This window comes from Hylemonella sp. GW821-FHT12C09 (genome assembly GCF_058807395.1).
In genome coordinates, this window is sequence record NZ_JBXAQQ010000008.1 from 58839 (window position 1) to 84521 (window position 25683).

Here is a 25683-nt window from a genome sequence, read left to right on the forward strand (position 1 = left end):
CAACTGATCTGACGTCCCGGCGCCGCCCAGCGCCGGGTTCCCAAACAAAAAAGCCCGCGTGAGCGGGCTTTTTCATGCCTGGCGACCGGTTTACTTGGTCGCCAGGACCCAGGCCGCCAACTTCTTGGACTCGGCCTCGTTGACCTGCGGGTTGGCCGGCATGGGCACGGGGCCCCAGGCGCCAGAGCCACCCTTGATGATCTTGGCGGCGAGTTTGTCGGCGGCAGTTTTGTCGGCGGCATACTTCTTGGCGACGTCCTTGAACGCCGGGCCGACCAGCTTCTTGTCGACGGCATGGCAGGCCATGCAGTTCTTGGAAGTGGCCAGGGCTTGATCGGCCAGCGCGGGAGCGCTGATGGCGGTAGCGGCAAACAGGATGAACAGGGCGCGTTTCATTGATTTCCTCTAGGCTGGGGTTAATACATAATCAATGAACGCAATTGTAAGGGCTGCAGTTGACCCGCGTGGTGGGCCTGCAGCACAAAGACTGAGGGCCGCACATGTATTTGCTGGGACTGGGCATCATTCTTCTGTTGATGAAATACCTTGATATCGATCCGGTCGTGGGCTGGAGCTGGTGGATCGTGCTGGCGCCTTTTGGCCTGGCGGTGGCCTGGTGGTCCTGGGCCGATGCCAGTGGCTACACGCGGCGCAAGGCCATGGAGCGTGAGGACAAACGGCGTCTGGATCGCATCAACAAGCAGCGTGACGCCATGGGCCTGAAACGCAAACGCTGAGCCTGCGACGGCGGTCCAAAAAAAAGCCCCGGGATTCCCGGGGCTTTTTCTTTGCGACGGGGCTCAGTAGTTGTCCAGCACCGCACCCTTGCTGGCCGAGCAGGCGTTGAAGGCGAACTTGGCCTGCACGCCGCGGGTGTAGCGCGGCTGCGGGGGCGTCCAGCCTTCGCGGCGCTTGGCGAGTTCAGCGGCCGGTACGTTGAGTTCCAGCTTGAGTTCATGGGCGTCAATGGTGATGCTGTCGCCTTCCTTGACGAAAGCGATGGTGCCGCCGGCCGCCGCTTCCGGCGCCACGTGGCCGACCACCATGCCCCAGGTGCCGCCCGAGAAACGGCCATCGGTGATCAGGCCCACGCTCTCGCCCAGGCCGGCGCCGATCAGGGCGCCGGTGGGGGCCAGCATTTCGGGCATGCCGGGGCCGCCCTTGGGGCCCAGGTAGCGCAGCACCATCACATCGCCGGCCTTGATCTTGCCGTCCAGGATGGCCTTGAGGGCCGACTGCTCATCGTCGAACACGCGCGCCGGGCCGGTGATGACCGGGTTCTTCAGGCCGGTGATCTTGGCGACCGCGCCCTCGGGCGAGAGGTTGCCCTTGAGGATGGCCAGGTGGCCTTCTTCGTACATGGGTTTGCTGATGGGGCGGATCACGTCCTGGTCGGCGCGGGGCTGGTCTGGTACATCCTTGAGCACCTCGGCAATGGTCTGGCCGGTGATGGTGATGCAGTCGCCGTGCAGCAGGCCGGCGTTCAGCAAGACCTTCATGACCTGGGGAATGCCGCCGGCCTTGTGCAGGTCCACCGCCAGGTACTTGCCGCTGGGTTTGAGGTCGCACAGCACAGGCGTCTTCTTGCGCACACGCTCGAAGTCATCGATGGTCCACTCCACGTCGGCCGCGTGGGCGATGGCCAGGAAGTGCAGCACGGCGTTGGTCGAGCCGCCTGTGGCCATGATGACGGCCACGGCGTTCTCGATGGACTTGCGCGTCACGATGTCGCGCGGCTTGAGGTCCTTCTTGATGGCCTCGATCAGAACCTTGGCCGATTCCTTGGCCGAGTTCTGCTTCTCGTCGTGCGGGTTGGCCATGGTGGAGGAGTAGGGCAGGGACATGCCCAGGGCCTCGAAGGCGCTGGACATGGTGTTGGCCGTGTACATGCCGCCGCAGGAGCCGGTGCCGGGAATGGCGCGCATCTCGATCTCGCGCAGATCGGCATCGCTCATGTTGCCGGCGGCGTTCTGGCCGACGGCCTCGAACACGCTGACGATGTTCAGGTCCTGGCCCTTGTAGTGGCCGGGCAGGATGGTGCCGCCGTAGACGTAGATGGCCGGCACGTTGGCGCGCAGCATGCCCATCATGCCGCCGGGCATGTTCTTGTCGCAGCCGCCGACCACCAGCACGCCGTCCATCCACTGGCCCTGCACGCAGGTTTCGATGCAGTCGGAAATCACTTCACGCGAGACCAGGGAGTACTTCATGCCCTCGGTGCCCATGGCCATGCCATCGGAAATGGTGGGGGTGCCGAAGACCTGGGCGTTGCCGCCGGCTTCCTCGATGCCGGCGATGGCGGCGTCGGCCAGCTTCTGCAGGCCGGAGTTGCACGGCGTGATAGTGCTGTGGCCGTTGGCCACGCCGACCATGGGTTTCTTGAAATCGCTTTCCTCGTAGCCCATGGCGTAGTACATGGAGCGGTTGGGGGCGCGGGACTTGCCTTCAGTGATGTTGGCCGAGCGGCGGTTGATCTGGATGACTTTGGTGGCCATGGTGGGTGTGCGGCAGGGGAGCCGGAAAATCAATGCAAACCGTGAGTGTAAGCCGTGGCTGGCCCGGCTTGGGCTGCGGCACAATGGCGCCCATGCTGATACACCCCGCGATCGATCCGGTGGCCTTGCGCCTGGGGCCCCTGGCCATCCACTGGTACGGCATCACCTATCTGGTGGCCTTTGCCCTTTTCATGTTCCTGGGCCTGCGCCGCTTGCGACACGAGCCTTATGCCTCGGCCCGGGGGGAGGCAGCCTGGAGCCGGCGCGATGTCGAGGACGTGCTGTTCTACGGTGTGATCGGCGTGGTCATCGGCGGTAGGCTGGGATATTGCCTGTTCTACAAGCCGGCCTATTACCTGAGCCACCCGCTGGAGATTTTTGCGCTCTGGCAGGGCGGCATGAGCTTTCACGGTGGCATGTTGGGGGTGGTGGTTGCCATGTTGTGGTTTGCGCATGCCCGCCACAAGCACTGGCTGCAGGTTGCCGATTTTGTGGCGCCCTGCGTGCCCACGGGCCTGGCTGCCGGGCGCATCGGCAACTTCATCAACGGCGAACTCTGGGGGCGCGTGGCGGACCCTTCACTGCCCTGGGGCATGGTGTTTCGTGGTGCGGGTGATGCGCCGCGTCATCCCTCCCAGATCTACCAGTTCCTGCTCGAAGGCCTGCTGCTGTTCGTTCTGCTCTGGCTCTATGCCCGCAAGCCGCGCCGCACCGGCCAGGTGGCAGCGGCTTTTCTGGCGGGCTACGGCGTGCTGCGCTTCATTGCCGAATATTTCCGTGAACCCGACGACTACCTCGGCCTGCTGGCCCTGAACCTGAGCATGGGGCAGTGGCTGTGCTTGCCCATGATCGTTGTAGGGGCAGGTGTCTGGTGGTGGGCGGGCCGCCAGCCGCGGCGATCCTGAGCCGGGCGTTTTCCTGACCGGGCGCGCGTTTTTGTGGCGCGCATGAGACTCAGGGTTATTCCGTGGTTTGTAATTATGCGTAATTACGTAAAATTACGGCCATGGTCCTGTGGTCCCCGAGCCCGGTTCTCGGCGTCCACAGGGGTTCGCACTTCCCAGCAGGTCTGCCCATGCGTGTTGTCCACAACTCCTTGCACGAACAGGTCGCAGACACCCTGCGGCAGGAGATCTTCAATGGCACCCTGGCGGCAGGCAGCTTCGTGGACGAGGCCGACCTGTGCGTGCGTCTGGAGATTTCCCGTACACCCTTGCGGGAAGCGCTCAAGGTCTTGACGGCCGAGGGGCTGGTACGACATGAGCCGCGGCGCGGCTGTTTCGTGAACGAGGTCACCGAGCAGGATCTCGACGAAATCTTTCCCGTGATCGCCTTGTTGGAGGGGCGTTGCGCACATGAGGCGGCCTTGCACGCCAGCGATGCCGACCTGGTCGCGCTGGAGGCCTTGCACGACAGACTGCAGAAGGCGGCACGCAACAAGCGCATCGTCGATTACTACGAAGCCAATTTCGCCATCCACGAGGCCATCATCACGCTGGCCAACAACCGCTGGCTGGCCCAGGTCATTGGCGATCTGCGCAAGATCCTCAAGCTGGCCCGGCTGCAGCAGTTGCATGCGCCGGGGCGGCTGGAACAGAGCCTCAGCGAGCACCTGGCCGTGTTCGCAGCGCTCAAGGCGCGCGATGGCGAGGGCGCGGAGGCGGCGATGCGCACGCATCTGACGCGCCAGCGCGAAGCCCTGCGCGAATTGGCCCGTCATCAAAAAAGCCGGAGACTGGCATGAACGCAACGAGCTGGATCAGCCGCAACGTCTCGCGACTCTTCCCCATCGACCGCAAGGGCCTGCTGGCCAGCGATGTCGCCGGACTCGCACAGGCCGCGCGTGGACCCGCCCAGGGCGGAACGGCGGGCCCGGGCGCTGAACGGCCCACGCGTGAGCGCCTGGCGGCCAGCCGGCGGCACAAGGAAGAGGCGATGTCGCCGCGCATGCTGAGACTCGTGCTCGAGGAGTTGAAGGCCACCATCGACCCGCGCATCAGCGAGGTCGAGGGCGGGCGGCGTGCCCAGATCCTGATCGAACGCTATGCAGGCGCCACCGTCGCCCGGCGGCGCGACATGTGGCTGCTGATGAGCGAGATGTTCACGGCCGATGCCGAAAAGGTCAAAAGCGCCCAGGCCAAGTTTGCAGCCGCGGTGGGCACGCCCGATGAAGCGGCTGCCGAGGTGCAGTACCGCCGGGCGACGGTTTCGCCGCGCCGGCGCCTGCTGCAGCGTTTCAGCGTGCTGCCCGAGGGCATCCGTTTCCTGGTGGACCTGCGGGCCGAGATGCAGCCTTTCCTGAAGAAGGACAAGCGGCTGCAGGCGCTGGACGTGGAGATGGAGTACATGTTCTCCACCTGGTTCGATGTCGGTTTTCTGGAGTTGCAGCGCATCAGCTGGGACTCGCCGGCCTCGCTGGTCGAAAAGCTGATCAAGTACGAGGCCGTGCATGACATTCGCAGCTGGGACGATGTCAAGAACCGGCTGGACTCGGACCGCCGTTGCTATGGATTTTTCCATCCACGCCTGCCGGGCGAGCCACTCATCTTCGTCGAGGTCGCGCTGATCGACCATATGGCCGACAGCATCACGCCCCTGCTCGATGAGCAGGCTGCGGCGTCCGATCTGGGCAAGGCGACGACGGCCATCTTCTATTCCATCAGCAACACCCAGTCCGGGCTGCGCGGCGTGAGCTTTGGTGACTCGCTGATCAAGCGGGTGGTGGAGACGCTGGGTGCCGAATTCCCCCGGCTCAGGCATTTCGCCACCCTCTCGCCGATTCCCGGCTTGCGTGCCTGGCTGACGCGGAACGCCGACCGCATGCTGGTCCTCACGCCCGAAAAAGAACGGGCTGAACTGGGGCGGGTCGTGGGCTTCGAGCCGCCTGCCGCGGCGCACCTGCTGCTGGCCCTGGACAGGGTCGAGTCGCTGGATCCGAAGTCCGCGCTCTCGCGCTGGCTGCTGCACTGCGCCGCCCACTATCTGGCACGCGAGCTGGTCGAGGGCAAGCCCGCCGATCCGGTGGCGCGTTTCCACCTGGGCAATGGGGCCCGTGTCGAGCGGCTGAACTGGATGGGTGACCCGTCGCCCAAGGGCCTCAAGCAGTCGTTTGGCCTGATGGTCAACTACCTCTACGATCTCAAGCGTCTGGACCGTCAGCGAGCCCAGCTGGCAGAGGGCAAAATAGCTGCTGCGGCCTCGATTGAGGATCTTCAGTTCTGAGCCAGGCTCGCTTACAAATAACCAAAGGAGACAAGCATGACAACCTCATTTCCCTTCCGCGGCACCCGACGCGACATCCTGCGCCTGGCTGCGGCCGGCCTGGCCGCCGGGCCCCTGTTGGGGCAGGCGCAGTCCGGCTGGCCGACCAAGCCGGTCACCATGATCGTGCCTTTTCCTGCGGGCGGCGGCACCGATGCCTTTGCCCGTCCCCTGTCGGCATCGTTTTCCCGCTTGACTGGCAAGCAGCTCATCATCGATAACCGCGGTGGCGCCGGTGGCACGCTGGGCGCGAGCATCGCGGCCAAGGCCCAGCCGGATGGCTACACCCTCTTCATGGGGGCGGTGCACCACACCATTGCACCCTCGATGTACCCCAAGCTCGATTACGACATCGAGAAGGATTTTGTGCCGCTGGCGTTGGTGGCCACGGTGCCGCAGGTCCTGGTGGTCAACCCCAAGAAGGTCACCGAAAGTGATTTCAAGTCCTTCCTGGAGATGCTGCGCAAGAATCCGGGTCGTCTGAACTACGGCTCGGCCGGCAGCGGCACTTCGCACCACCTCGCGGGGGAGCTGTTCAAGCAGCAGACCAATACCTTCATCACCCACATCCCCTACCGCGGTGCCGGTCCGGCCCTGCAGGACCTGATTGCCGGCAACGTGGACATGATGTTCGACGGCCTGGGTTCCTCGGCTGCCCACATCAAGGGCGGCCGCATCAAGGCCCTCATGGTGGCCGGATCCAAGCGCAATGCCGCGTTTCCCGACGTGCCCTGTGCGGCTGAGCTGGGCCTGCCCGAGTACACGGTACAGACCTGGTACGGCATCTGGGCGCCCAAAGGCACGCCCGTCGAGGTGCAGGCCCGTGCCGTGGACGAGATCCGCAAGGCCGGCAACACCCCCGAGGCCAAGGCCGTCTGGGCCAACCAGGGTGCCGAATTCAGCAGCATGTCGCCGCAGCAGTTCGGCCAGTTCGTCAGCGCGGAAGTCAAGCGCTGGACGCAGGTGGTCAAGCTCTCGGGCGCCAAGCTCGATTGACGGTTTGCCCGGACCCTGTGAACGTCTGATGGAGCAGCCTCGACCATGAGCGGCCGTATCCAGCTGCAGCGGCAGGACGCGCTGGCCATGGTCACGCTCAGCCATCCTGGCAAGTTCAATGCCATGTCGTGCGCGATGTGGCGCGAACTGCGCGCCGTGTTCGTTGCCCTGAAGCGCGATGCCGCCTTGCGTTGCATCGTGCTGCGCGGCGAGGGGGGGCATTTCTGTGCCGGCGGGGACATTTCCGAGTATCCCGACTTTCGCTTCAGCGAAGCCGGCCTGCGTGACTTTCACGAGAACGATGTCTGGGGCGGGCTGCAGGCCGTGCTCGATTGCGATGTGCCGGTGGTGGCCCAGATCGACGGCAATTGCATGGGCGCGGGCGTCGAGATTGCCTGCTGTTGCGACATACGCATCGCCGCCGATACGTCGCGCTTCGGTGCGCCCATCGGCCGGCTCGGGTTTCCCATGGCCCCGCGTGAAGCCGCACTGGTCCTGCGCGAGGCCGGGGCGTCAACGGCCCGCGAGATGCTGCTGGAGGCCGCCGTGCTGACGGCGCAGCAGATGCTGGCACGTGGTTTTGTGCAGCGCGTTGTTTCCGAAGGGGCGATGGCCGGTGAGATCGCCAGCACCACGCAGCGCATCGTGGCACTGGCCCCGCAGGCTGCCCGCCTGAACAAGCAGACCCTGCGCACCCTGCAGTCCGGCGCACCCGACGTACTGCCAGCCTTGCTGGCGCGAGCCTACGACTACGCCGCCAGCCCCGAACACCGTGAAGGCATCACCGCCTTTCTGGCCAAGCGAGCCGCCGAATTTTCCGTTCCGATTCCCTGACTTTTGTGAACCGCACCATGTCCCGACCCAACGCCAATCTGTTTTCCGCACTGCGTGCAGCCTTTCCCACGCAGCTCGATGCCGTGGCCATCGAAACCGACAACGGCCTGAGCTATTCCTGGCGCGACCTGGAGCGCGCCACGGCCATGCTGGCCAATCTGCTGCAGTCGCTGAACCTGCCCGAAGGGGCTCGTGTGGCGGTGCAGGTGGAGAAGTCGGTCGAAGCCATGATGCTTTATCTGGCGACGCTGCGCGCGGGTTACGTCTTCCTGCCGCTGAACACGGCCTACCAGAGTGCCGAGATCGAATACTTCATCGGCAACGCCGAGCCCGCCGTGGTGGTCTGCAGCAGCAAGAATTTCGGCTGGGTCAGCAAGCTGGCCTTCAAGGCCGGCACGCAGCATGTCTACACCCTGGACGACAACCGCAGCGGCTCCTTGCTGGAGCGGGCCGCGCACTGCTCAGACCGCCACGTACCGGTCGAGCGCCAGCCCGATGACCTGGCCGCCATCCTCTACACCAGTGGCACCACCGGCCGCAGCAAGGGTGCCATGCTGACGCATGGCAACCTGCTGAGCAATGCCCAGGTGCTGAAGGACTATTGGGGCTGGAAACCCGGTGACGTGCTCATCCATGCGTTGCCTATCTTCCACGTGCATGGCCTGTTCGTGGCCCTGCATGGCGCACTGCTCAACGGCAGCAGGATGTTCTGGTTGGCGAAGTTCGATCCGAAACGCGTGCTCGAGAAGATGCCCGAGGCCACGGTATTCATGGGCGTGCCCACGCTCTACGTGCGCCTGCTGGCCGAGCCTGGCTTGACCCGTGAGGTCGTGCGCAACATGCGCCTGTTCATCGCCGGTTCTGCGCCGCTGCTGATCGAGACCTTCGCCGCCTGGCAGCAGCGCACCGGTCACACCATCCTGGAGCGCTACGGCATGAGCGAGACCATCATGCTGACGTCCAACCCCTACCTCGCCGCCCAGGGCGAGCGCCGCGGCGGCACGGTCGGTTTTCCCCTCCCGGGTGTGAGCCTGCGCGTCTGCGACGAGGCTGGCCGGCCCCTGCCGGTGGGCGAGATCGGTGGCATCCAGGTCAAGGGCCCGAACGTGTTCAAGGGCTACTGGCGCATGCCCGAGAAGACGAAAGAAGAATTCACCGAAGACGGCTACTTCCGGACCGGCGACGTGGGCAAGATTGATGAGCGCGGTTACGTGAGCATCGTCGGCCGCAGCAAGGACCTGATCATCAGCGGCGGCTACAACGTCTATCCGGCCGAGATCGAGGGTTACATCAACGAGCTGCCCGGCGTCGCCGAGAGCGCGCTGGTGGGCGTGCCGCACCCGGATTTCGGTGAGGTCGGGGTGGCGGTGGTGGTGCGCAAGGCGGGGGCGGCCGTCGATGGGGAACAGGTCATCACCGTGCTCAAGTCCAGGCTGGCCAACTTCAAGATTCCCAAGAAATGCTACGTGGTGGATGACCTGCCGCGCAACACCATGGGCAAGGTGCAGAAGAACCTGCTGCGCGACCAGTACAGGCAGTTGTTCGCCTGATCCCGGCCTGGGCCGGAAAACAAGAACGCCGGCATCGCCGGCGTTCTTGTTGGCAAGATCCGGTCTCTCAGCGGAAGCGGTATTTCACCTGGACGCCGAGCTCGCGTGTGATGTTGTGCGGCTCGTAGCCGGTGTAGACCAGGCCGGGTGCGGTATAGACCCCGGTGTCCGAGTCGGCAATGTTCCAGTAGTGATAGAAGACGCCAGCAGACCAGCTTTCAGCCTCATAGGCCAGGCTCAGGCGCAGTCCGTGGCCGTTGCGCTGCTGGTTGTTCAGGTCCCTGTCATAGCCTCCTGAGGATACGTCCGTCAGGTAGGAGCGCTGCATGCCCTGGAGCAGGTAGTCGTACTCGAAGGTGGTGGCGAAACGTGCCTCGGGGCCCATCCGGAAGCGGTGCGTCACGCCCAGGGGAATATAGATGTAGTTGCTGGTGCGCCGGTAGCCTGCCGCGCCGGTGGTGGTGTAGCCGCGCAGGTCGCTGTTGAGGTAACGGTAACCCAGGCCCGTATAAGGCGACAGCACCTGACTGCCGACGTCGAAGTCCCTGCCGAAGGTGGCGCGTCCATCGACGTAGCTGTCGGGGTTGGCGCTTTTGTCACCCGTGCTGGCACTGGTGTAGTCGGTATTGCCGCTGGCAAAACGGAGATCGCCGCCCCAGTACCAGTTGTCACCGGTGGCTTGCGTGAAGCTGCCCGTGAGGCCGAGTTTCTTGCCTTCCAGCGACATGAGGAAACTGCCGTTGCGGTCTTCCTCGTATCTGTAGCTGGAGACCTGGATGCCGATCTCTGCGCCCGTGGTGGTCTGCAGTGGCAGGCCCTGTGCGGAGGCCGCGGTGCTGAGGCTGGCCAGCATGGCCAGGCTGATCATGACGAAGGTTTTCAATTGTTTGCTCCCTGATGTGGACAGTAGGGCCCGGCCATGCCCGCGGCATGCCATTTGTGGGCCGGTCTACTGGCCAAAGCGGTACCTGATCTGGATGCCCAGCTCGCGGCTGATATTGTGTGCCTCGGTCGCGGAAAAGACCGTGGTCGCGTTGGCGTAGGTCCCGACTTCGGACTCTTCGATGTTCCAGTAGTGGAAGAACACGCTGGTTGACCAGCGTGCGGTTTCGTAGGCCAGGCTCAGACGCGCACCCCTGCCTTTTTTCTGCGTCACGCTCAGGTCGCTGGTGTAACCGACAATGTCGGTGTAAAGCGTCTTCTGCGTTCCCTGCAGCAGGTGGTCGTATTCCAGCGTGGTGGCCAGGCGCGCATCGCTGCCCAGGCTGTAGCGGTGGATCACGCCGATTGGCAGGTACACCAGGTTGCCACTGCGTGTGGGCGAGATATAGCCGGCATTCGTGTAGCCCTTGAGGTAGCTGAGAACGGTGCGGTAGCCCAGGCCGGCGTAGGGGGCGAGCACTTGCTGGCCCGCGGTGAAGTCGCGCCCCAGGGTCAGGCGGAATTCCGTGAGGGTTTCGGCGTTGCCGCTGTTGCTGCCGCGCGCGGCGCTGGAAAAAGTGGTCACGCCTGTTGCCATACGCGCTTCGCCACCCCAGTGCCAGTCGTCTTCCAGTACCTGGACGATGCTGCCGACCAGACCGATCTTCTTGCTGTCCAGCCACATGTCGAAGGCGCCATCGCGATCGGCGTCAAAGGTATGGCCGAAGACCTGGATGCCGACATCCCCGCCCGTGACAGTCTTGAGGGGCAGGTCTTGGGCTTGCACCAGTGCGGGTAGCGCGGCCAGCGCGAGCAGCCAGGGGGCTGTCCATTTCAGCATCGGGGATCCTCCTTGAAATTAGTTATGGATGGCATCAATGACCACCTAAAAATCCTATCAGATGGGGGAGCAATTCTTGGGTGGCGTAGACAAGAAACAACAAGGCCTGGAGCACAGAGGTGCTCCAGGCCTGCAGAAACTCGGGTTACGAACCCGGGGGGCGTCAGCGCAGCACGAGCACCGGGATGTGCGAGTGGGTCAGCACCTGCTGGGTCTCACTGCCCAGCAGCAGGCGCTTGATGCCCTTGCGGCCATGGGAGGCCATGACGATGAGGTCGCACTTGTGCTTCTTGGCGGTGGCGATGATGGCCTCGCTGACCAGATCGGACTTGGCGATGACGGCCTTGACCGTGAGGCCCTTGGCGGCGGACGACTTGGCGACGGTGTCCACGATGGCCTGGCCATGCGCGGCCCATTGCTTTTCAATCTTGTTGATGTCGTTCAAGGGCAGGGCCAGGCCGCCTTCGAAATAGCTTTGCGGATAACGCGGCACCACCTTGAGGGCGACCACTTCGGCGCCGCTGAGCCTGGCCAGAGCGAGGGCGCTGCTCACGGCCTTCTTGGACAGGGTGCTGCCATCGGTGGCGACGAGGATGCGTTGGTACATGGTTCGATCTCCTTGGGTTGTTCGAGCGGCTCTAGATTACTCCACCGGGTTCTGTTATGGTCTTGATCCATATCAAGCTGGAGTCGGGTGCTGCCAGCTACGCTTGACCACCATGCAATCTGCCAGTCTTGCCGTGTCTGCGCAACTCCTGTCGGTATCTGGAGAACGCCAGACTGTGCCCGGTGCGGGGCCGTCCCAGCCCGTGCCACCGGCCGAGGCAGGGCAACTGCTCGACGATCCGGCCGCCTGGACGGCCTTCAGCCGCCCCTTGGACGAGCGGCCGGGCTGCTGGGAATCCCATCTGATCATCGAGGGCATGCACTGTGCGGCCTGTGCGCTGACGGTCGAGGAGGCCCTGCGCAGCGTGCCGGGCGTGAGCGTCGCCAGTGTCAGTGCGGGCAGCCGGCGCGCACGCGTGCTCTGGCAGGCCGATGCCGTGCTCCCCTCGGGCTGGATGGACGCGGTGCGCCGGGCCGGCTACCGCGCCGTGCCGGCCAACGACGCGTTTGCCAGCGAGCGCCGGCGACAGGAGACCCGCAAGGCCCTGTGGCGCTGGGCGGTGGCGGGTTTCTGCATGATGCAGGTCATGATGTATGCGTGGCCGGCCTATGTGGCCGAGCCCGGCGACCTGACGGCCGAGATGGAGCAGCTGCTGCGCTGGGCGTCCTGGGTGCTGACGCTGCCGGTGATGCTGTTTTCCTGTGGCCCCTTCTTCTCCGCAGCCCTGCGCGACATCCTGCAGCGGCGCATCAGCATGGACCTGCCGGTGGCCCTGGGCATGGGCATCACCTTCGTGGTCAGTACGGCCGGCACCTTCGAGCCGCAGGGCATCTTCGGGCGCGAGGTCTATTTCGATTCGCTGACCATGTTCGTTTTTTTCCTGCTGACCGGACGCTGGTTCGAGCAGCGGCTGCGCGAGCGCACTGCCGGCGCGCTGGATGCCCTGATGAACCGGCTGCCCGACAGCGTGCTGCGCCGCCGTAGCGACGGCGAGTTCGAACGTGTCGCGGTGCGGCGCATCTTGCCCGGTGATGTCCTGCGGGTGCTACCGGGCGAGGCTTTCCCGGCCGACGGCACGGTGATCGAGGGCGCCACGCTGGCCGACGAGGCCCTGCTCACGGGCGAGTCCCGTCCGCTGGCGCGGGGTTTGGGCGCAACCGTGATTGCCGGCAGCCACAACCTGACGGCGGCCGTGCTCGTGCGCGTGGAGCGCATCGGGGCCGACACGCGTTTCGCCCAGATCGTGGCGCTCATGGAGCAAGCCGCCACCAGCCGGCCGCAACTGGCGCAGCTGGTCGACCGCATGGCACGGCCTTTCCTGGTGGGTGTGCTGCTGGCGGCGGGTGGTGCGGCCGCCTTCTGGTGGTCGCACGATCCCGGCCATGCGCTGATGGTGGCGGTGGCCGTGCTGGTGGTGACCTGCCCCTGCGCGCTCTCGCTGGCCACGCCGGCGGCCATGCTGGCCGCCGCCGGTACGCTGGCGCGGCAGGGTGTGCTGGTACGTCGCCTGGGGGCGCTGGAGGCGCTGGCCGAGGCAGACATGGTGGTGTTCGACAAGACCGGCACGCTCACGCGCGATGCCATGGTGCTGCAGTCGGTGCAGACCCGCGAGGGGGTGGACCGCGCGCAGGCACTGGGCATGGCCATGGCGCTGGCGCAGCAGTCCTTGCATCCCGTTTCACGGGCGCTGGTCGCGGCCGGGCAGCGCGAAGCTGTGTTGGCCTGGCGGTCCGAGCAGGTGCATGAGGCTTCGGGGCAGGGTTTGCGGGGGCTGGTCAGCCCGCTGCCGGGGCAGGGGGGTGTGACCCAGGAGCTGCGCCTGGGGTCCCAGGCGCATTGTGGTGTCAGTGTTGCCGCACCGGCGGGCCCGCATGCGGTCCTGAGTGATGCGCAGGGCTGGCTCGCCATCTTCGAGCTGGGTGAAGACATCCGTCCTGATGCGGCAGGCACCGTGGCCGCGCTGCAGGCCCAGGGGATTGAAGTGCGCATCCTCTCGGGTGATGCGGCGCCTGCCGTGGCCCGCGTGGCGGACCGGCTGGGCATACGCGGGGCGCGAGGCGCTTGCACGCCGCAGGACAAGCTGGTCTTTCTCCGGGCCGCCCAGCAGCAGGGGCGCAAGGTGGTGGTAGTGGGCGACGGCTTGAATGACGGCCCGGCGCTGGCCGGTGCCCATGTCTCGTTTGCCTTCGGCCAGGCCGTCCCTCTGGCGCAGGCCCAGTCCGATTTCGTGGTGCTGGGTGAAGAGCTGGCCAGTGTGGGCAGGGCGCTGGCGCTGGCACGCCGCACCCTGCGCATCGTGCGCCAGAACCTGGCCTGGGCCGTTGTCTACAACGCGGCCTGCGTGCCGCTGGCCGTGGTCGGCTGGCTGCCGGCCTGGCTGGCCGGTCTGGGCATGGCAGCCAGTTCGCTGCTGGTGGTGCTCAATGCACTGCGGCTGGTCGTTGACGCAAGTCACAAGGAAGTCATCTGATGGACATACTTTATCTGCTCATCCCCTTGTCGGTCGCCCTGGTGTTTTTCATCCTGGGCGGGCTGTGGTGGGCGATCGAGCGTGGCCAGTTCGAGGACATCGAGGCCGAAGGCGAGCGAATTCTGAGGGATTCCTGAACGCTTTGATATTCGTCAAACCCCTGGCAGGGTTAAAAGCGCAGACTTCATAGGGTTAATCAAGAAGAGAGGTGCACATGGCATTTTCAAACCAACAAGCGACGGTCTATAACGATAGCGTTGTCAGACAGTTCGCCATCATGACGGTGGTCTGGGGTGTGGTCGGCATGCTGGTCGGCGTCATCATTGCCGCCCAGCTGACCTGGCCTGAACTCAATTTCGGCATCTCCTGGCTGAGCTACGGTCGCTTGCGGCCCTTGCACACCAATGCGGTGATCTTCGCCTTTGGCGGTTGCGGCCTGTTCGCAGCGGCCTATTACGTGGTGCAGCGAACCTGCCAGGTGCGGCTGTTCGGCGAGAAGCTGGCGGCCTTCACCTTCTGGGGCTGGCAGTTGGTCATCGTGCTGGCCGCCATCTCCCTGCCGCTGGGTTATACCCAGGGCAAGGAATACGCCGAACTGGAGTGGCCGATTGACATCCTGATCACCCTGGTCTGGGTGGCCTTTGCCGTTGTCTTCTTTGGTACCGTCGGCACCCGCAAGGTGCGCCACATCTACGTGGCCAACTGGTTCTTCGGCGCCTTCATCCTCGCCGTGGCACTGCTGCACCTGGTCAACAGCGCCGCCATTCCCGCCGGTTTCATGAAGTCCTACTCGGCCTACGCCGGTGTGCAGGACGCCATGGTCCAGTGGTGGTACGGCCACAATGCCGTGGGCTTCTTCCTCACCGCCGGCTTCCTGGGCATGATGTATTACTTCATTCCGAAGCAGGCCGAGCGCCCGGTGTACAGCTATCGCCTGTCCATCGTGCACTTCTGGGCCCTGATCTTCACCTACATGTGGGCCGGCCCGCACCACCTGCACTACACCGCACTGCCGGACTGGACCCAGTCGGTGGGCATGGTGTTCTCCCTCATCCTGCTGGCTCCGAGCTGGGGCGGCATGATCAACGGCATCATGACCCTGTCGGGTGCCTGGCACAAGCTGCGTGACGACCCCATCCTGCGTTTCCTGATCGTCTCGCTGTCGTTCTACGGCATGAGCACCTTCGAGGGCCCGATGATGTCGATCAAGACCGTCAACGCCCTGAGCCACTACACCGACTGGACCGTGGGCCACGTGCACTCGGGCGCCCTGGGCTGGGTCGGCCTGGTGACCATGGGTTCCATGTACTACCTGATCCCGCGCCTGTTCGGCCAGAAGCAGATGTACAGCATGCGTGCGGTGGAGGTGCACTTCTGGACGGCCACCATCGGCATCGTGATCTACATCGCGGCCATGTGGATTGCCGGCGTGATGCAGGGCCTGATGTGGCGTGCCATCAACCCGGACGGCACCCTGACCTACACCTTCGTCGAGTCGGTCAAGGCGACCTTCCCGTTCTATGTGCTGCGCCTGCTGGGCGGCCTGCTCTACCTCGGCGGCATGCTGGTCATGTTGTGGAACGTGATCAAGACGGCCACCGCCGGTCGTGCGACCAACGTCACCATCCCGGCCGCCGCTGCCCACGCCTGAGAAGGAATACACCATGGCAAACAACACCAAATCGAGCGGCATCTCGCACGAGAAGATCGAGACCAACAACTTCCTGATGATCGTGCTGATCCTGCTGGTGCTGCTGGTCGGCGGCCTGGTCGAGATCGTCCCGCTGTTCTTCCAGAAGTCCACCACCGAGCCGATCAAGGGCATCCAGCCCTATACCGCGCTGCAGCTGGCCGGGCGTGATGTCTACGTCCGCGAGGGCTGCTACAACTGCCACTCGCAGATGATCCGTCCCTTCCGCGCCGAGACGCTGCGCTATGGGCACTACTCGGTGGCGGGCGAGTCGGTCTACGACCACCCCTTCCAGTGGGGCAGCAAGCGCACCGGTCCTGACCTGGCGCGCGTGGGCGGTCGTTACAGCGACGAATGGCACCGCATCCACCTGAACAACCCGCGTGACCTCGTGCCCGAGTCCAATATGCCGGCCTATCCCTGGCTGAACAAGGACATGGTTGATGCGGCTTCGCTGCCGACGCACATGAAGGCGCTGCGCACGGTCGGCGTTCCCTACACCGACGAGCAGATCGCCAAGGCGAGCGAGGAGGTCAAGGGCAAGTCTGAAATGGACGCCGTGATCGCCTATCTGCAGGTTCTGGGCACGGCCCTCAAGTAAAGAAAAGACGGAGACCCCATCATGGACGTCAACACACTTCGTTCCGCAGTCACCGTTGCGGGCCTGATCTGCTTCATCGGCATCGTGCTGTGGGCCTGGTCGAGCCGCAATGCGGCCGATTTCGAGCAGGCCGCCCAACTGCCTTTCGAGCAGGATTAACGCGCCGTCAAAGGAAGAAAAATGAGCGATTTCACAAGCAACTTCTGGTCGGTCTTCGTCACGGTGGTCACCCTGGTCGGCATCATTGCCTGCCTGGTCCTGCTCTGGGTCAGTGGCAAGGCCAAGGCCATGACCGCCAACGACAACACCACCGGTCACGTCTGGGACGGCGACTTGCGCGAGATGAACAACCCGCTGCCGCGCTGGTGGGTCTGGCTGTTCATCATCACGGTGGTCTTTGCCCTGATCTACCTGGCCATGTACCCGGGCCTGGGCACCAGCCCGGGCAAGCTGAACTGGAGCCAGCAGGGCCAGTACGAGGCCGAGATGGCCAAGGGCGAGAAGGAAGTGGCGCCCCTGTATGCCCGCTTCACCGCCATGAGCGTGCAGGACATGGCGCGCGATCCGCAGGCCCTGGCCATCGGCGAGCGCGTGTTCATGAACAACTGTGCGCAATGCCACGGCTCCGACGCCCGCGGCAGCAAGGGCTTTCCCAACCTGAGCGACGGCGACTGGCTGTATGGCGGTGCGCCCGAACAGATCAAGGAAACCATCACCAAGGGCCGCATGGGTAACATGCCGCCCATGGCTGCGGCCGTGGGTACCCCCGACGACGTCAAGAACGTGGCGCACTATGTGCTGAGCCTCTCGGGCAGCCCGCACGATTCGCTGCGCGCCTCGCTGGGCAAAACCAAGTTCGGTGCTTGCGCCGCCTGCCACGGCATGGACGGCAAGGGCAACACGGCCCTGGGTGCGCCCAACCTGACCGACGACACCTGGCTGCACGGCTATGGCGAGAATGCCATCGTCGCCATGATCAACAACGGTAAGGTCAACCAGATGCCGGCCCAGGAAGGAAAACTGAGCGAAGCCCAGATCCACGTCCTGTCGGCCTATGTCTGGAGTCGCTCCGGCGGTAACAAGGTGGCGGCCCCTTGAGGGCTGGGCGTTCAGTTGACAGAATCAGACCCCAAGGGCCAGAAGATCATCCCCATCGTCGCGCAGGCGCCGGCTTCGGCCGTCGATGCCGATGACGCGGAGATGGTCTCGCTGTACCAGGCCCAGCAGAAAATCTATCCTCGCAGCGTCAGCGGCCTGTTCAGCCGCTGGCGCTGGGTCTTTGTCTGGCTGACCCAGCTGGTCTTCTATGGCCTGCCCTGGCTCGAGTGGGGCCAGCGTCAGGCCGTGCTGTTCGACCTGGGCGCGCGCCGCTTCTACATCTTCGGCCTGGTCCTGTACCCGCAGGACTTCATCTACCTGACCGGCTTGCTGGTCATTTCCGCGCTCGCGCTGTTCCTGTTCACGGCCGTGGCCGGGCGCCTGTGGTGCGGTTATGCCTGTCCGCAGACGGTCTACACCGAAATCTTCCTGTGGATCGAACACCGGATCGAAGGTGATCGCTCGGCCCGCATGCGGCTCGACGCCGCGCCATGGTCCCTGAACAAGCTGGCGCGCAAGGGCGGCAAGCACCTGGCCTGGCTGGCCGTGGCGCTGTGGACCGGCTACACCTTCGTCGGCTACTTCACGCCGATCAAGGAGCTGGGTCTGGAGTTCATCCAGTGGCGCATGTCGTCCTGGGAGGTGTTCTGGGTCATCTTCTACGGTTTTGCCACCTACGGCAATGCCGGCTTCATGCGCGAGCAGGTCTGCAAGTACATGTGCCCGTATGCGCGTTTCCAGAGTGCCATGTTCGACAAGGACACCCTGATCGTCACCTACGACGAAGAGCGCGGCGAGCCCCGCGGCGCACGTTCGCGCAAGGCCGACCCGGCGGCGCTGAAGCTCGGCGCCTGTGTCGACTGCAGCCTGTGCGTGCAGGTCTGCCCGACCGGCATCGACATCCGCAAGGGCCTGCAGTACGAGTGCATCGGTTGCGGCGCCTGCGCCGACGTCTGCGACACCGTGATGGACAAGATGGGCTACGCGCGCGGCCTGGTCAAGTACTCGACGCAGAACGCCATCAAGAACAAGTGGACAAGCGCCGAGACCTGGCGGCACGTGTTCCGTCCCCGGGTGCTGGTTTACACCTCCATCCTGGCCGGGGTCTGCATGGCCATGCTGGTGAGCCTGGCGCTGCGCACGCCCTTCAAGGTGGACGTGGTGCGCGACCGTGGCGTGATGGCGCGCATCGTGTCCGGCGGCATGATCGAGAACGTCTACCGTCTGCAGATCATGAATGCCACCGAGTCCGGACAGCACTACCGCATCACGGTCAGCGGCCTGCCGGGCCTGTCGGTGGCCTCCGAGGAGGAGGTAGGGGTCGACGCCACGCAATCGCGCTGGGTTGCGGTGCGCGTGCAGTTGCCCTATGAGGGCGCCGCCGCTGGCACCCATCCCATCCATTTCGAGATCACCGCACGCGACACGTCAGCGCAATTGCGCGAGAAGTCGGTGTTCCTGGTGCCACGTTGAGGAGCCTTGCAGTATGAATGACAAGAACAATGCCGCGCCGGCCGCGCCCTGGTGGAAGTTCGGCCACGTCTGGCTGGTGCTGGCCGGTCCGATCATCGTGGTGATCGCCGGTTTCATCACCCTCTACCTGGCCGTGAGCCGACCCGACCCGGTGGTCAGCGAGGACTATTACCGCAAGGGCATCGAGATCAACAAGACGCTCGAGGCCGATCCGGCCAGCCTGGCGCCGGCTGTGCAGGCGCGCAACCACGCTGCCACGGGCGCACCGGTGCCGGCCCGGCCGGCGGACAAGCCTTGAATCCCCGGCCACCTGATACGAGGAGGGCGCGATGAAACTGCAAAAACTCATGTGGATCGCCTGGCCGGCCTTTCTGGTCGCAGGTGTGCTGGAGATGCTGGTGTTTGCCATGGTCGATCCGCATGACCTGCACTGGTTCGGCCAACCGGTCGAGCTGTCGCGCCAGGGCATCTACACCATCGCCTTTTTCGTCTTCTGGGGCATCACCATGCTCTCCAGCGCGCTCACGACGCTGCTGGCGCTGTCGCCCTTCGAGTTGAACCACTGCCCCTTGCCGCAGGACGAACGGCCCGAGGCCTGCGCCAAGCAGGACGGCTGCTGCTGAAAGAACCGGGGTCGTTCGACCTCAGTGGCACTCGGTCTGGTGGTTGACCAGCCGGGACAGGGCATCGGTGTCGAGGATGCGCACATGGCGCTGCTTGACCTCGACGATGCCGTCTTCCACGAATTTTGAGAAAGTGCGGCTGACGGTCTCGAGCTTGAGGCCCAGGTAGCTGCCGATTTCTTCGCGCGTCATGCGCAGGATCAGCTCGGATTGGGAGAACCCCCGTGCGTGCAGGCGCTGCACCAGGTTCAGCAGGAAGGCCGCCAGCCGTTCCTCGGCCCGCATGCTGCCCAGCAGCAGCATCACCCCGTGCTCACGCACGATCTCGCGGCTCATGATCTTGTGCACATGGCGCTGCAGGCCATTGATCTCGCGCGACAGGTCCTCGATGCGGTCGAAGGGCATCACGCAGACCTCGGCATCCTCCAGCGCCACGGCGTCGCAGGTATGGTGGTCGTTGACGATGCCGTCCAGGCCGATGATCTCGCCGGCCATCTGGAAGCCCGTGACCTGGTCGCGGCCGTCCTCGGAGGCTACGCAGGTCTTGAAGAAGCCGGTGCGGATGGCGTAGAGCGAGTTGAATTTCTCGCCATTGCGGAAGAGGGCGGTGCCGCGCTTGATCTTGCGGCGATTGGCCACCATGTCATCGAGGCGGTCAATTTCCTCGGTGCTCAGGCCCATGGGCATGCAGAGCTCGCGCAGATTGCAATTGGAGCAGGCGACTTTGATCGTTTGCGGATTCATGGGCTGTATTTTGACATCGGCCATGGCGGCAACTCCCCACTGGAAATGGACTCTGGCCCGTACCTTACCAGCATTTGATGCAAATCAAGATGGAATCCCCCTTTCCCCGGCACAGTTCAAGCATCCGAGGACCCCTCATGAACGCCGATACCGTCGAGCCCCTTTCTCCAGAGCTATTGCGTCGCCACGACGTGGCGGGGCCGCGCTACACCTCCTACCCGACGGCGGATCGTTTCGTCGAGGCCTTCGGCCCTGACGACTACTTGCGTGCCCTGCAGCAGCGCCGCTCGGGCGCGGCCGCCCTGGTGCTGCCGCTGTCGCTCTACGTGCATGTGCCGTTCTGCGAGTCGCTGTGCTACTACTGCGCCTGCAACAAGATCATCACCAAGCACCATGACCGCGCGGCCGAGTACCTGCGCTACCTGAGCCGCGAGGTGGATCTGCACACCGCCCAGCTGGGCGTGGGCCAGACCGTCACGCAGTTGCATCTGGGTGGCGGTACGCCGACCTTCCTGAGCGACGCCGAACTGCGCGAGCTCATGGCCATGCTCAAGCGCAGCTTCACGCTGGCGCCTGGCGGCGAATACTCGATCGAAGTCGATCCGCGCACCATCGATGCCGGTCGGCTCGACACCCTGGCTGAACTCGGCTTCAACCGGCTGAGTTTCGGTGTGCAGGACTTCGACCCCGCCGTGCAGAAAGCGGTGCACCGGGTGCAACCGGCCGAACAGGTGTTTTCCCTGGTGCAGGCCGCGCGTGACCGCGGCTTCGATTCGGTCAACGTCGACCTGATCTACGGTCTGCCGCAGCAGACGCCCGAGTCCTTCGCCCGCACGATTCAGCAGGTCAACGAACTGCGGCCGGACCGCATCGCCCTGTACGCCTACGCCCACCTGCCCGAGCGCTTCAAGCCGCAGCGCCGCATCGCCAGCGCCGAACTGCCGGGCGCCGCCGCCAAGCTGGCCATGCTGTCCGGCGCGCTGGCGCGCTTCCAGGCCGCGGGTTACGTCTATGTCGGCATGGACCATTTCGCGCTGCCCAACGACGCCTTGGCCGTGGCCAAGCGCCAGGGGCGCCTGCACCGCAACTTCCAGGGCTACAGCACCCAGCCCGACTGCGACCTGATCGGCCTGGGCGTCTCGTCCATCGGCCGCATCGGCGCCACCTACAGCCAGAATGCCAAGACACTGGAGGAGTACTACGACGCCATCGATCACGGCCACTTCGCCGTGGTGCGCGGCCTGGCGCTATCGAGGGATGATCTGGTGCGCCGTGCCGTCATCATGGCCCTGATGTGCCAGGGCGAGGTGCTGTTCGAATCCATCAACCTGGCCTACCTGATCGACTTCAAGTCCTACTTCGCCCCGGAACTGGAGGCCCTGCGCGAGCTGGCCGAGCAGGGGCTGGTGACGCTGGACGATGGGGGTATCCAGGTCACGGCCATGGGCTGGTACTTCGTGCGCGCCGTGGCCATGGCCTTCGACCGTTACCTGCAGGCGGACCGCAACCGCGCCCGGTTCTCCAAGATCATCTGAGCGCTTTCGCGCGGCCCTACACTCGGCCTTATGCAGACTTCCCTGGCCGTCACGGCCTTGCTCATGGGCCTTGCCGGCGGCCCTCATTGCATCGCCATGTGCGGCGCGGCCTGCGTCGGTCTGGGCCAGGCCGCCGGCGAGCGCCGCAACGAGGCGATGTGGGTGTTCCAGCTCGGTCGCGTGCTGGGTTATGCCGCACTGGGCGCCCTGGCGGCAGCCTCCATCCAGGGCCTGGGTTGGCTCACCATCCAGTCGGCTGCGCTGCGCCCGGTCTGGACCCTGTTTCACGTCGCGGCCTTCATGCTGGGCCTGGTGCTGCTGGTGCGTGCGCAACAGCCGGTCTGGCTGGAGCGTGCGGCGCGACGCCTGTGGAGCGGTGCCCGTGCGCTGGCCGCCGGCCAGGGCCGGGGCGCACCGCTGGTGGTGGGCACGCTGTGGGCCTTGTTGCCCTGTGGCCTGCTGTACTCGGCCCTGTTGGTGGCGGCCATGACGGGCAGCGCGATCGAAGGCGCGGCGGTCATGGCGCTGTTCGCCGCGGGCACGGCCGTTTCCATGATGGCCGGTCCCTGGTTATGGCTGCGCCTGCGCGGCACGGGCCGCGGTGACTGGGGTATGCGACTGGCCGGTCTGGCGCTGGCTGCCAGTTCGGCCTGGGCGCTGTGGATGGGACTGGTGCATGACACGGCACCCTGGTGCGTCACCCCGGCCGGCTGATCCCGATTTCTCCTTCGTCTGTCGCACGGCCGTTTGCCATAATCCAGGCCCATGTCACGTCCTTCCGGCGCCACACCGTCGCGCACCCATCTGGTCCTGATCCCCAGCTACAACACCGGTCCCAAGCTGCTGGAAACCGTGCAGGAGGCCTTGCGCCAGTGGGCTCCGGTCTGGGTGGTCGTCGACGGCAGCACGGACGGCAGCGGGGCGCAACTGCAGGCGCGGGCTGCGCAGGAGCCGGACCTCAAGGTCATGGTGCTGGTACGGAACCAGGGCAAGGGTGCCGCCGTCCTGCACGGGCTGGTGCTGGCCGAGGCGGCCGGCTACACCCATGTGCTGACCATGGATTCCGATGGCCAGCACCCGGCGCAACTGATCCCGGCGTTCATGCAGGCGGCGGGCGACGACACCTGCCGCATGGTGCTGGGCAAGCCGGTCTTTGCTGCCGATGCGCCAGCGCTGCGCGTGCAGGGCCGCAAGGTCTCCAATGCCTGGGCCAATCTGGAGACGCTGTGGATGGGCATCGGCGACTCGCTTTACGGTTTTCGCGTCTACCCTGTTTCGCCGCTGCTGAAGATCATGCGCGGCCAGCGCTGGATGCGCCGCTTCGATTTCGACATCGAAGCCGCCGTGCGCCTGTGCTGGGCCGGTGTCTGGCCTGTCAATATCGACGCACCGGTCAAATACCTGCGGCCCGAGGAGGGCGGCGTCTCGCACTTCAACTACCTGCGCGACAACGCCTTGCTCACCTGGATGCACACGCGCCTGATGCTGGGTTTTGCCCTGCGCCTGCCACTGTTGCTGGTACGGCGCCTGGGGCGCCGCCGCTGCTGAGCCCGACCGTTCGCCGGGGCTGTTTTCCGTACGAATCCTGGGGGAATCTGGGTACAATTTGGACTGACCATGAGCCAAGCTGTCGGGGCGCATGGCTGTAGCCGGACAGGGATATTCCTGTCTGGCGCCGTATACAACAACAAATTCCCTGGGATGCTCGTCAGCTGTGAATTCCGGACCGCCAGGCGGACGGATTTACCAGCCAGACCGCGGGAGCCCATGAGGAAACAGAGTCACCATGCTGCGTCAGATCATCAAAGATTTCGTCATTCAACAGTTCAACGTCGAACCGGCCGTGTTCGACCAGCCCGGTCTCAAGGTCGCCGACCTGGGCCTGGACTCGCTGGGCGTGGTTGAAATGCTGTTCGAGGTCGAAGACCTCTACGGTTTTCAGGTCGACGATCCGGCGCGCTACAGCAGCATGAGCTTTGACGAGATGGTGGCCGACATGGAGACCACCATCCGCGCGGCCAACAACGGCCAGATTCCGGTGCCGGCCTCCCTGCCCGGCAAGGCCTGAGTGGCTGCCGGCGGGCAGCGCTGATTCCGGTCCATGTCAACCATCCCGTCCGTGCAGCGCGTCGTTGTCACAGGCATCGGCCTGCTGACGCCACTGGGCCTGACACGCCAGGCCAGCTTTGATCGCCTCTTGCAGGGCGAGAGCGCCATCCGGCCCGCCGCACCCGGCATCACCCACTGGTTGCCCCATGCCCTGGCGGCCGATGTCGATCCCGCCTTTGAACAGACGCTGGACCGCAACGAGCAGGGGCTGGACCGCGCCACGCAATTCGCCTTGCTGGCCAGCCGGGAAGCACTGGCTGATGCCCGGGCTACTGACTGGGATCTCAAGCCCGAGCGCGTCGGCGTGTTTGCCGGCATCGGCCTGGGTGGCGCGACCACCGGCGAAGCCCTCTACACCCGTCTGCACGAACAGCTGCTGGCCGGCCGCAACCCCACGGTGATGCACCCGCTCTCCGTACCGCGGCTCATGCCCAATGCCGCCACGGCCGCCATATCGATGGCCCATCAGTTTCGCGGCCCGACACACACCTACAGCGTGGCCTGTTCCTCCTCGGCCATGGCACTGGGCGAGGCCTATCGCAGCATCCGCCACGGCTATACCGATGCCATCGTGGTTGTCGGCGCCGAGGCCATGAACGTGCCCGGTGTCTTCATGGCCTGGAACGCGTTGCGCGTGATGGCCAAGCCCCACCCCGACAATCTGGCGGCCAGCTGCCGGCCCTTCGACCAGGACCGCAGCGGTTTCGTGCTCGGTGAGGGGGCGGCCGCGCTGGTGCTGGAGACCGCAGCGTCCGCTTTGCGCCGCGGGGCCACGATCTACGGGGAAATCTGCGGTTATGGCAGCAGCAGCGACGCCAAGCACCTGACCCTGCCGTCCAGCGAAGGCCAGTACCGCGCCATCCGCATGGCGCTCGATGAATCCGGCATCGCGCCCGCCGGCATCCATTACCTGAACGCCCACGGCACGGCCACCGAGGCCGGCGACGTGGTGGAGAGCGAGACCATCCGCCAGGCCTTTGGCGACCATGCCGATCACCTGCCCGTGAGTTCCACCAAGTCCCAGCACGGGCATCTGATCGGGGCCGCGGGCGCGACCGAATTCGCCATCAGCCTGCTGGCCATGCAAAGCGGCAGCATTCCGCCGACGGCCTTCCTGGACAAGCCGGACCCGCGCTGTACCCTGGACTACGTGCCCCGCCAGGCGCGCCACGGCCAGTCCTTGCAGGCCGTCATGTCCAATTCCTTCGCCTTCGGCGGCAGCAATGTGTCGCTGATCGCGCGACGGTACGCATGAGCCGCCGGGCCGCTCCCAAGGCGCATGGCAGCGCAGCCCGCAGGGCGGAGATCTGCTGATGAGCGAGACGCTGAGCTACCCCATCGAGCTCGGCGCCGCAGGCGTCTACCAGCTGCTGCCGCATCGCGGCGACATGCAACTGATCGAGCGCCTCACGGTGTTGGACCACGATCACTACCAGGCCAGCGCGCGCTGGTCTGAGGACGGTGCCATCTTGCGCGGCCACTTCCCCGGCCTGCCGCTGGTGCCAGGCGTGATGCTGGTCGAGCTGGTGGCACAGGTGGCCGGCGCGGGCATGCGGGCGGGCTCCCCGGCGGCGCGGCGCCTGGAAGGCGACTACCTGGGTTTGCTCGCCAGCATCCGCAAGTGCAGCTTCAAGCGCCCGGTGCTGCCGCGTGAAACCGTGCAGGTGGACGTGCGTACGCGGCCCATGTCGGAAACGGCGGCGGCGGTCACCGCCCTGTTGACCGTCGGCGGCGATGAAGCGGCCCAGATCGAGATCCTGGTGATCAACGCCCCGCGACAGGCGGTGATGGAAGGCCTGGCCGGCCTCGCACAGCGCAGCACCTGAACCGGTGCG

At 65.2% G+C, this 25683-nt stretch carries 28 protein-coding genes; 22 read left to right on the plus strand and 6 right to left on the minus strand.

Annotated features, from left to right (window positions below; translation table 11 throughout):
- Positions 1 to 90: 90 nt before the first annotated feature.
- Positions 91 to 396 carry a c-type cytochrome gene (locus AC1RRP_RS14140; RefSeq protein ID WP_493037209.1) on the minus strand — a complete coding sequence of 102 codons (306 nt, stop codon included), beginning with the start codon at positions 394 to 396 and terminating at the stop codon, positions 91 to 93.
- Between the two features lie 104 nt (positions 397 to 500).
- Here AC1RRP_RS14140 and AC1RRP_RS14145 point away from each other — a divergent pair, with 104 nt between their 5' ends.
- Positions 501 to 737 carry a TIGR04438 family Trp-rich protein gene (locus AC1RRP_RS14145; RefSeq protein WP_493037211.1) on the plus strand — a complete coding sequence of 79 codons (237 nt, stop codon included), beginning with the start codon at positions 501 to 503 and terminating at the stop codon, positions 735 to 737.
- A 63-nt stretch (positions 738 to 800) separates the two neighbouring features.
- Here AC1RRP_RS14145 and ilvD read toward each other — a convergent pair whose 3' ends face one another.
- Entirely contained in the window at positions 801 to 2495 is a 1695-nt protein-coding gene (ilvD, locus tag AC1RRP_RS14150) for a dihydroxy-acid dehydratase (RefSeq protein WP_493037213.1), read from the minus strand.
- A gap of 92 nt (positions 2496 to 2587) precedes the next feature.
- Between ilvD and lgt the strand changes: the two genes are divergently transcribed.
- From lgt to AC1RRP_RS14180, 6 genes are all read left to right on the plus strand, one after another.
- Entirely contained in the window at positions 2588 to 3400 is an 813-nt protein-coding gene (gene lgt / locus AC1RRP_RS14155) for a prolipoprotein diacylglyceryl transferase (RefSeq protein WP_493037215.1), read from the plus strand.
- Between the two features lie 170 nt (positions 3401 to 3570).
- On the plus strand, positions 3571 to 4239 hold the full coding sequence (locus AC1RRP_RS14160; RefSeq protein ID WP_493037217.1) for a GntR family transcriptional regulator: 669 nt from the start codon (positions 3571 to 3573) through the stop codon (positions 4237 to 4239).
- Complete coding sequence (locus AC1RRP_RS14165) at positions 4236 to 5717, plus strand: malonyl-CoA decarboxylase (RefSeq protein WP_493037218.1); 1482 nt, start codon at positions 4236 to 4238, stop codon at positions 5715 to 5717. Before AC1RRP_RS14160 ends, AC1RRP_RS14165 begins: the two co-directional genes overlap by 4 nt.
- A 36-nt stretch (positions 5718 to 5753) precedes the next feature.
- Positions 5754 to 6752, plus strand: a complete 999-nt coding sequence (locus AC1RRP_RS14170; protein ID WP_493037220.1) for a Bug family tripartite tricarboxylate transporter substrate binding protein — start codon at positions 5754 to 5756, stop codon at positions 6750 to 6752.
- A gap of 45 nt (positions 6753 to 6797) precedes the next feature.
- Positions 6798 to 7586 carry an enoyl-CoA hydratase/isomerase family protein gene (locus AC1RRP_RS14175; protein WP_493037222.1) on the plus strand — a complete coding sequence of 263 codons (789 nt, stop codon included), beginning with the start codon at positions 6798 to 6800 and terminating at the stop codon, positions 7584 to 7586.
- A 17-nt stretch (positions 7587 to 7603) separates the two neighbouring features.
- Complete coding sequence (locus tag AC1RRP_RS14180; RefSeq protein WP_493037224.1) at positions 7604 to 9136, plus strand: malonate--CoA ligase; 1533 nt, start codon at positions 7604 to 7606, stop codon at positions 9134 to 9136.
- 67 nt (positions 9137 to 9203) lie between these two features.
- Here AC1RRP_RS14180 and AC1RRP_RS14185 read toward each other — a convergent pair whose 3' ends face one another.
- The 3 genes from AC1RRP_RS14185 to AC1RRP_RS14195 all read right to left on the minus strand — a co-directional run bounded on the left by AC1RRP_RS14185 (position 9204) and on the right by AC1RRP_RS14195 (position 11505).
- Complete coding sequence (locus tag AC1RRP_RS14185) at positions 9204 to 10019, minus strand: hypothetical protein (protein WP_493037226.1); 816 nt, start codon at positions 10017 to 10019, stop codon at positions 9204 to 9206.
- A gap of 66 nt (positions 10020 to 10085) precedes the next feature.
- On the minus strand, positions 10086 to 10898 hold the full coding sequence (locus tag AC1RRP_RS14190) for a hypothetical protein (RefSeq protein WP_493037228.1): 813 nt from the start codon (positions 10896 to 10898) through the stop codon (positions 10086 to 10088).
- A 163-nt stretch (positions 10899 to 11061) separates the two neighbouring features.
- Entirely contained in the window at positions 11062 to 11505 is a 444-nt protein-coding gene (locus AC1RRP_RS14195) for a universal stress protein (RefSeq protein ID WP_493037230.1), read from the minus strand.
- A gap of 112 nt (positions 11506 to 11617) precedes the next feature.
- Between AC1RRP_RS14195 and AC1RRP_RS14200 the strand changes: the two genes are divergently transcribed.
- The 9 genes from AC1RRP_RS14200 to AC1RRP_RS14240 all read left to right on the plus strand — a co-directional run bounded on the left by AC1RRP_RS14200 (position 11618) and on the right by AC1RRP_RS14240 (position 19460).
- On the plus strand, positions 11618 to 13975 hold the full coding sequence (locus tag AC1RRP_RS14200) for a heavy metal translocating P-type ATPase (protein WP_493037232.1): 2358 nt from the start codon (positions 11618 to 11620) through the stop codon (positions 13973 to 13975).
- On the plus strand, positions 13975 to 14112 hold the full coding sequence (gene ccoS, locus AC1RRP_RS14205; protein WP_057676374.1) for a cbb3-type cytochrome oxidase assembly protein CcoS: 138 nt from the start codon (positions 13975 to 13977) through the stop codon (positions 14110 to 14112). The genes AC1RRP_RS14200 and ccoS overlap by 1 nt, the downstream gene beginning before the upstream one ends.
- 77 nt (positions 14113 to 14189) lie before the next feature.
- A complete protein-coding gene (ccoN, locus tag AC1RRP_RS14210; RefSeq protein WP_493037234.1) occupies positions 14190 to 15626 on the plus strand; it encodes a cytochrome-c oxidase, cbb3-type subunit I in 1437 nt (478 codons plus the stop codon).
- A 13-nt stretch (positions 15627 to 15639) separates the two neighbouring features.
- Complete coding sequence (gene ccoO, locus AC1RRP_RS14215) at positions 15640 to 16266, plus strand: cytochrome-c oxidase, cbb3-type subunit II (RefSeq protein WP_493037236.1); 627 nt, start codon at positions 15640 to 15642, stop codon at positions 16264 to 16266.
- A gap of 21 nt (positions 16267 to 16287) precedes the next feature.
- The gene (locus AC1RRP_RS14220) at positions 16288 to 16425 is read left to right on the plus strand and encodes a cbb3-type cytochrome oxidase subunit 3 (protein WP_493037238.1); all 138 of its coding nucleotides are present in this window, start codon (positions 16288 to 16290) and stop codon (positions 16423 to 16425) included.
- Between the two features lie 21 nt (positions 16426 to 16446).
- The gene (gene ccoP / locus AC1RRP_RS14225; protein WP_493037240.1) at positions 16447 to 17364 is read left to right on the plus strand and encodes a cytochrome-c oxidase, cbb3-type subunit III; all 918 of its coding nucleotides are present in this window, start codon (positions 16447 to 16449) and stop codon (positions 17362 to 17364) included.
- Between the two features lie 15 nt (positions 17365 to 17379).
- A complete protein-coding gene (gene ccoG, locus AC1RRP_RS14230) occupies positions 17380 to 18837 on the plus strand; it encodes a cytochrome c oxidase accessory protein CcoG (protein WP_493037242.1) in 1458 nt (485 codons plus the stop codon).
- Between the two features lie 13 nt (positions 18838 to 18850).
- Complete coding sequence (locus AC1RRP_RS14235; RefSeq protein WP_493037244.1) at positions 18851 to 19135, plus strand: FixH family protein; 285 nt, start codon at positions 18851 to 18853, stop codon at positions 19133 to 19135.
- A 31-nt stretch (positions 19136 to 19166) separates the two neighbouring features.
- Positions 19167 to 19460 (plus strand): hypothetical protein, encoded by a 294-nt coding sequence (locus AC1RRP_RS14240; protein ID WP_493037246.1) that lies wholly within the window; start codon positions 19167 to 19169, stop codon positions 19458 to 19460.
- Positions 19461 to 19481: 21 nt separating this feature from the next.
- Here AC1RRP_RS14240 and fnr read toward each other — a convergent pair whose 3' ends face one another.
- The gene (gene fnr, locus AC1RRP_RS14245; RefSeq protein WP_493037248.1) at positions 19482 to 20204 is read right to left on the minus strand and encodes a fumarate/nitrate reduction transcriptional regulator Fnr; all 723 of its coding nucleotides are present in this window, start codon (positions 20202 to 20204) and stop codon (positions 19482 to 19484) included.
- Between the two features lie 137 nt (positions 20205 to 20341).
- Here fnr and hemN point away from each other — a divergent pair, with 137 nt between their 5' ends.
- The 6 genes from hemN (at position 20342) to AC1RRP_RS14275 (ending at position 25674) form a co-directional block, all read left to right on the plus strand.
- The gene (gene hemN, locus AC1RRP_RS14250; protein WP_493037250.1) at positions 20342 to 21739 is read left to right on the plus strand and encodes an oxygen-independent coproporphyrinogen III oxidase; all 1398 of its coding nucleotides are present in this window, start codon (positions 20342 to 20344) and stop codon (positions 21737 to 21739) included.
- A gap of 30 nt (positions 21740 to 21769) precedes the next feature.
- Entirely contained in the window at positions 21770 to 22453 is a 684-nt protein-coding gene (locus AC1RRP_RS14255) for a sulfite exporter TauE/SafE family protein (RefSeq protein WP_493037252.1), read from the plus strand.
- Between the two features lie 51 nt (positions 22454 to 22504).
- Positions 22505 to 23287, plus strand: coding sequence for a glycosyltransferase family 2 protein (locus AC1RRP_RS14260; RefSeq protein WP_493037254.1), 783 nt, complete (start codon positions 22505 to 22507; stop codon positions 23285 to 23287).
- A 238-nt stretch (positions 23288 to 23525) separates the two neighbouring features.
- The gene (locus AC1RRP_RS14265) at positions 23526 to 23807 is read left to right on the plus strand and encodes an acyl carrier protein (protein WP_493037256.1); all 282 of its coding nucleotides are present in this window, start codon (positions 23526 to 23528) and stop codon (positions 23805 to 23807) included.
- 33 nt (positions 23808 to 23840) lie between these two features.
- On the plus strand, positions 23841 to 25103 hold the full coding sequence (locus AC1RRP_RS14270) for a beta-ketoacyl-[acyl-carrier-protein] synthase family protein (RefSeq protein WP_493037258.1): 1263 nt from the start codon (positions 23841 to 23843) through the stop codon (positions 25101 to 25103).
- A 58-nt stretch (positions 25104 to 25161) separates the two neighbouring features.
- Complete coding sequence (locus tag AC1RRP_RS14275; protein WP_493037260.1) at positions 25162 to 25674, plus strand: 3-hydroxyacyl-ACP dehydratase FabZ family protein; 513 nt, start codon at positions 25162 to 25164, stop codon at positions 25672 to 25674.
- The last annotated feature ends 9 nt before the right edge of the window (positions 25675 to 25683 follow it).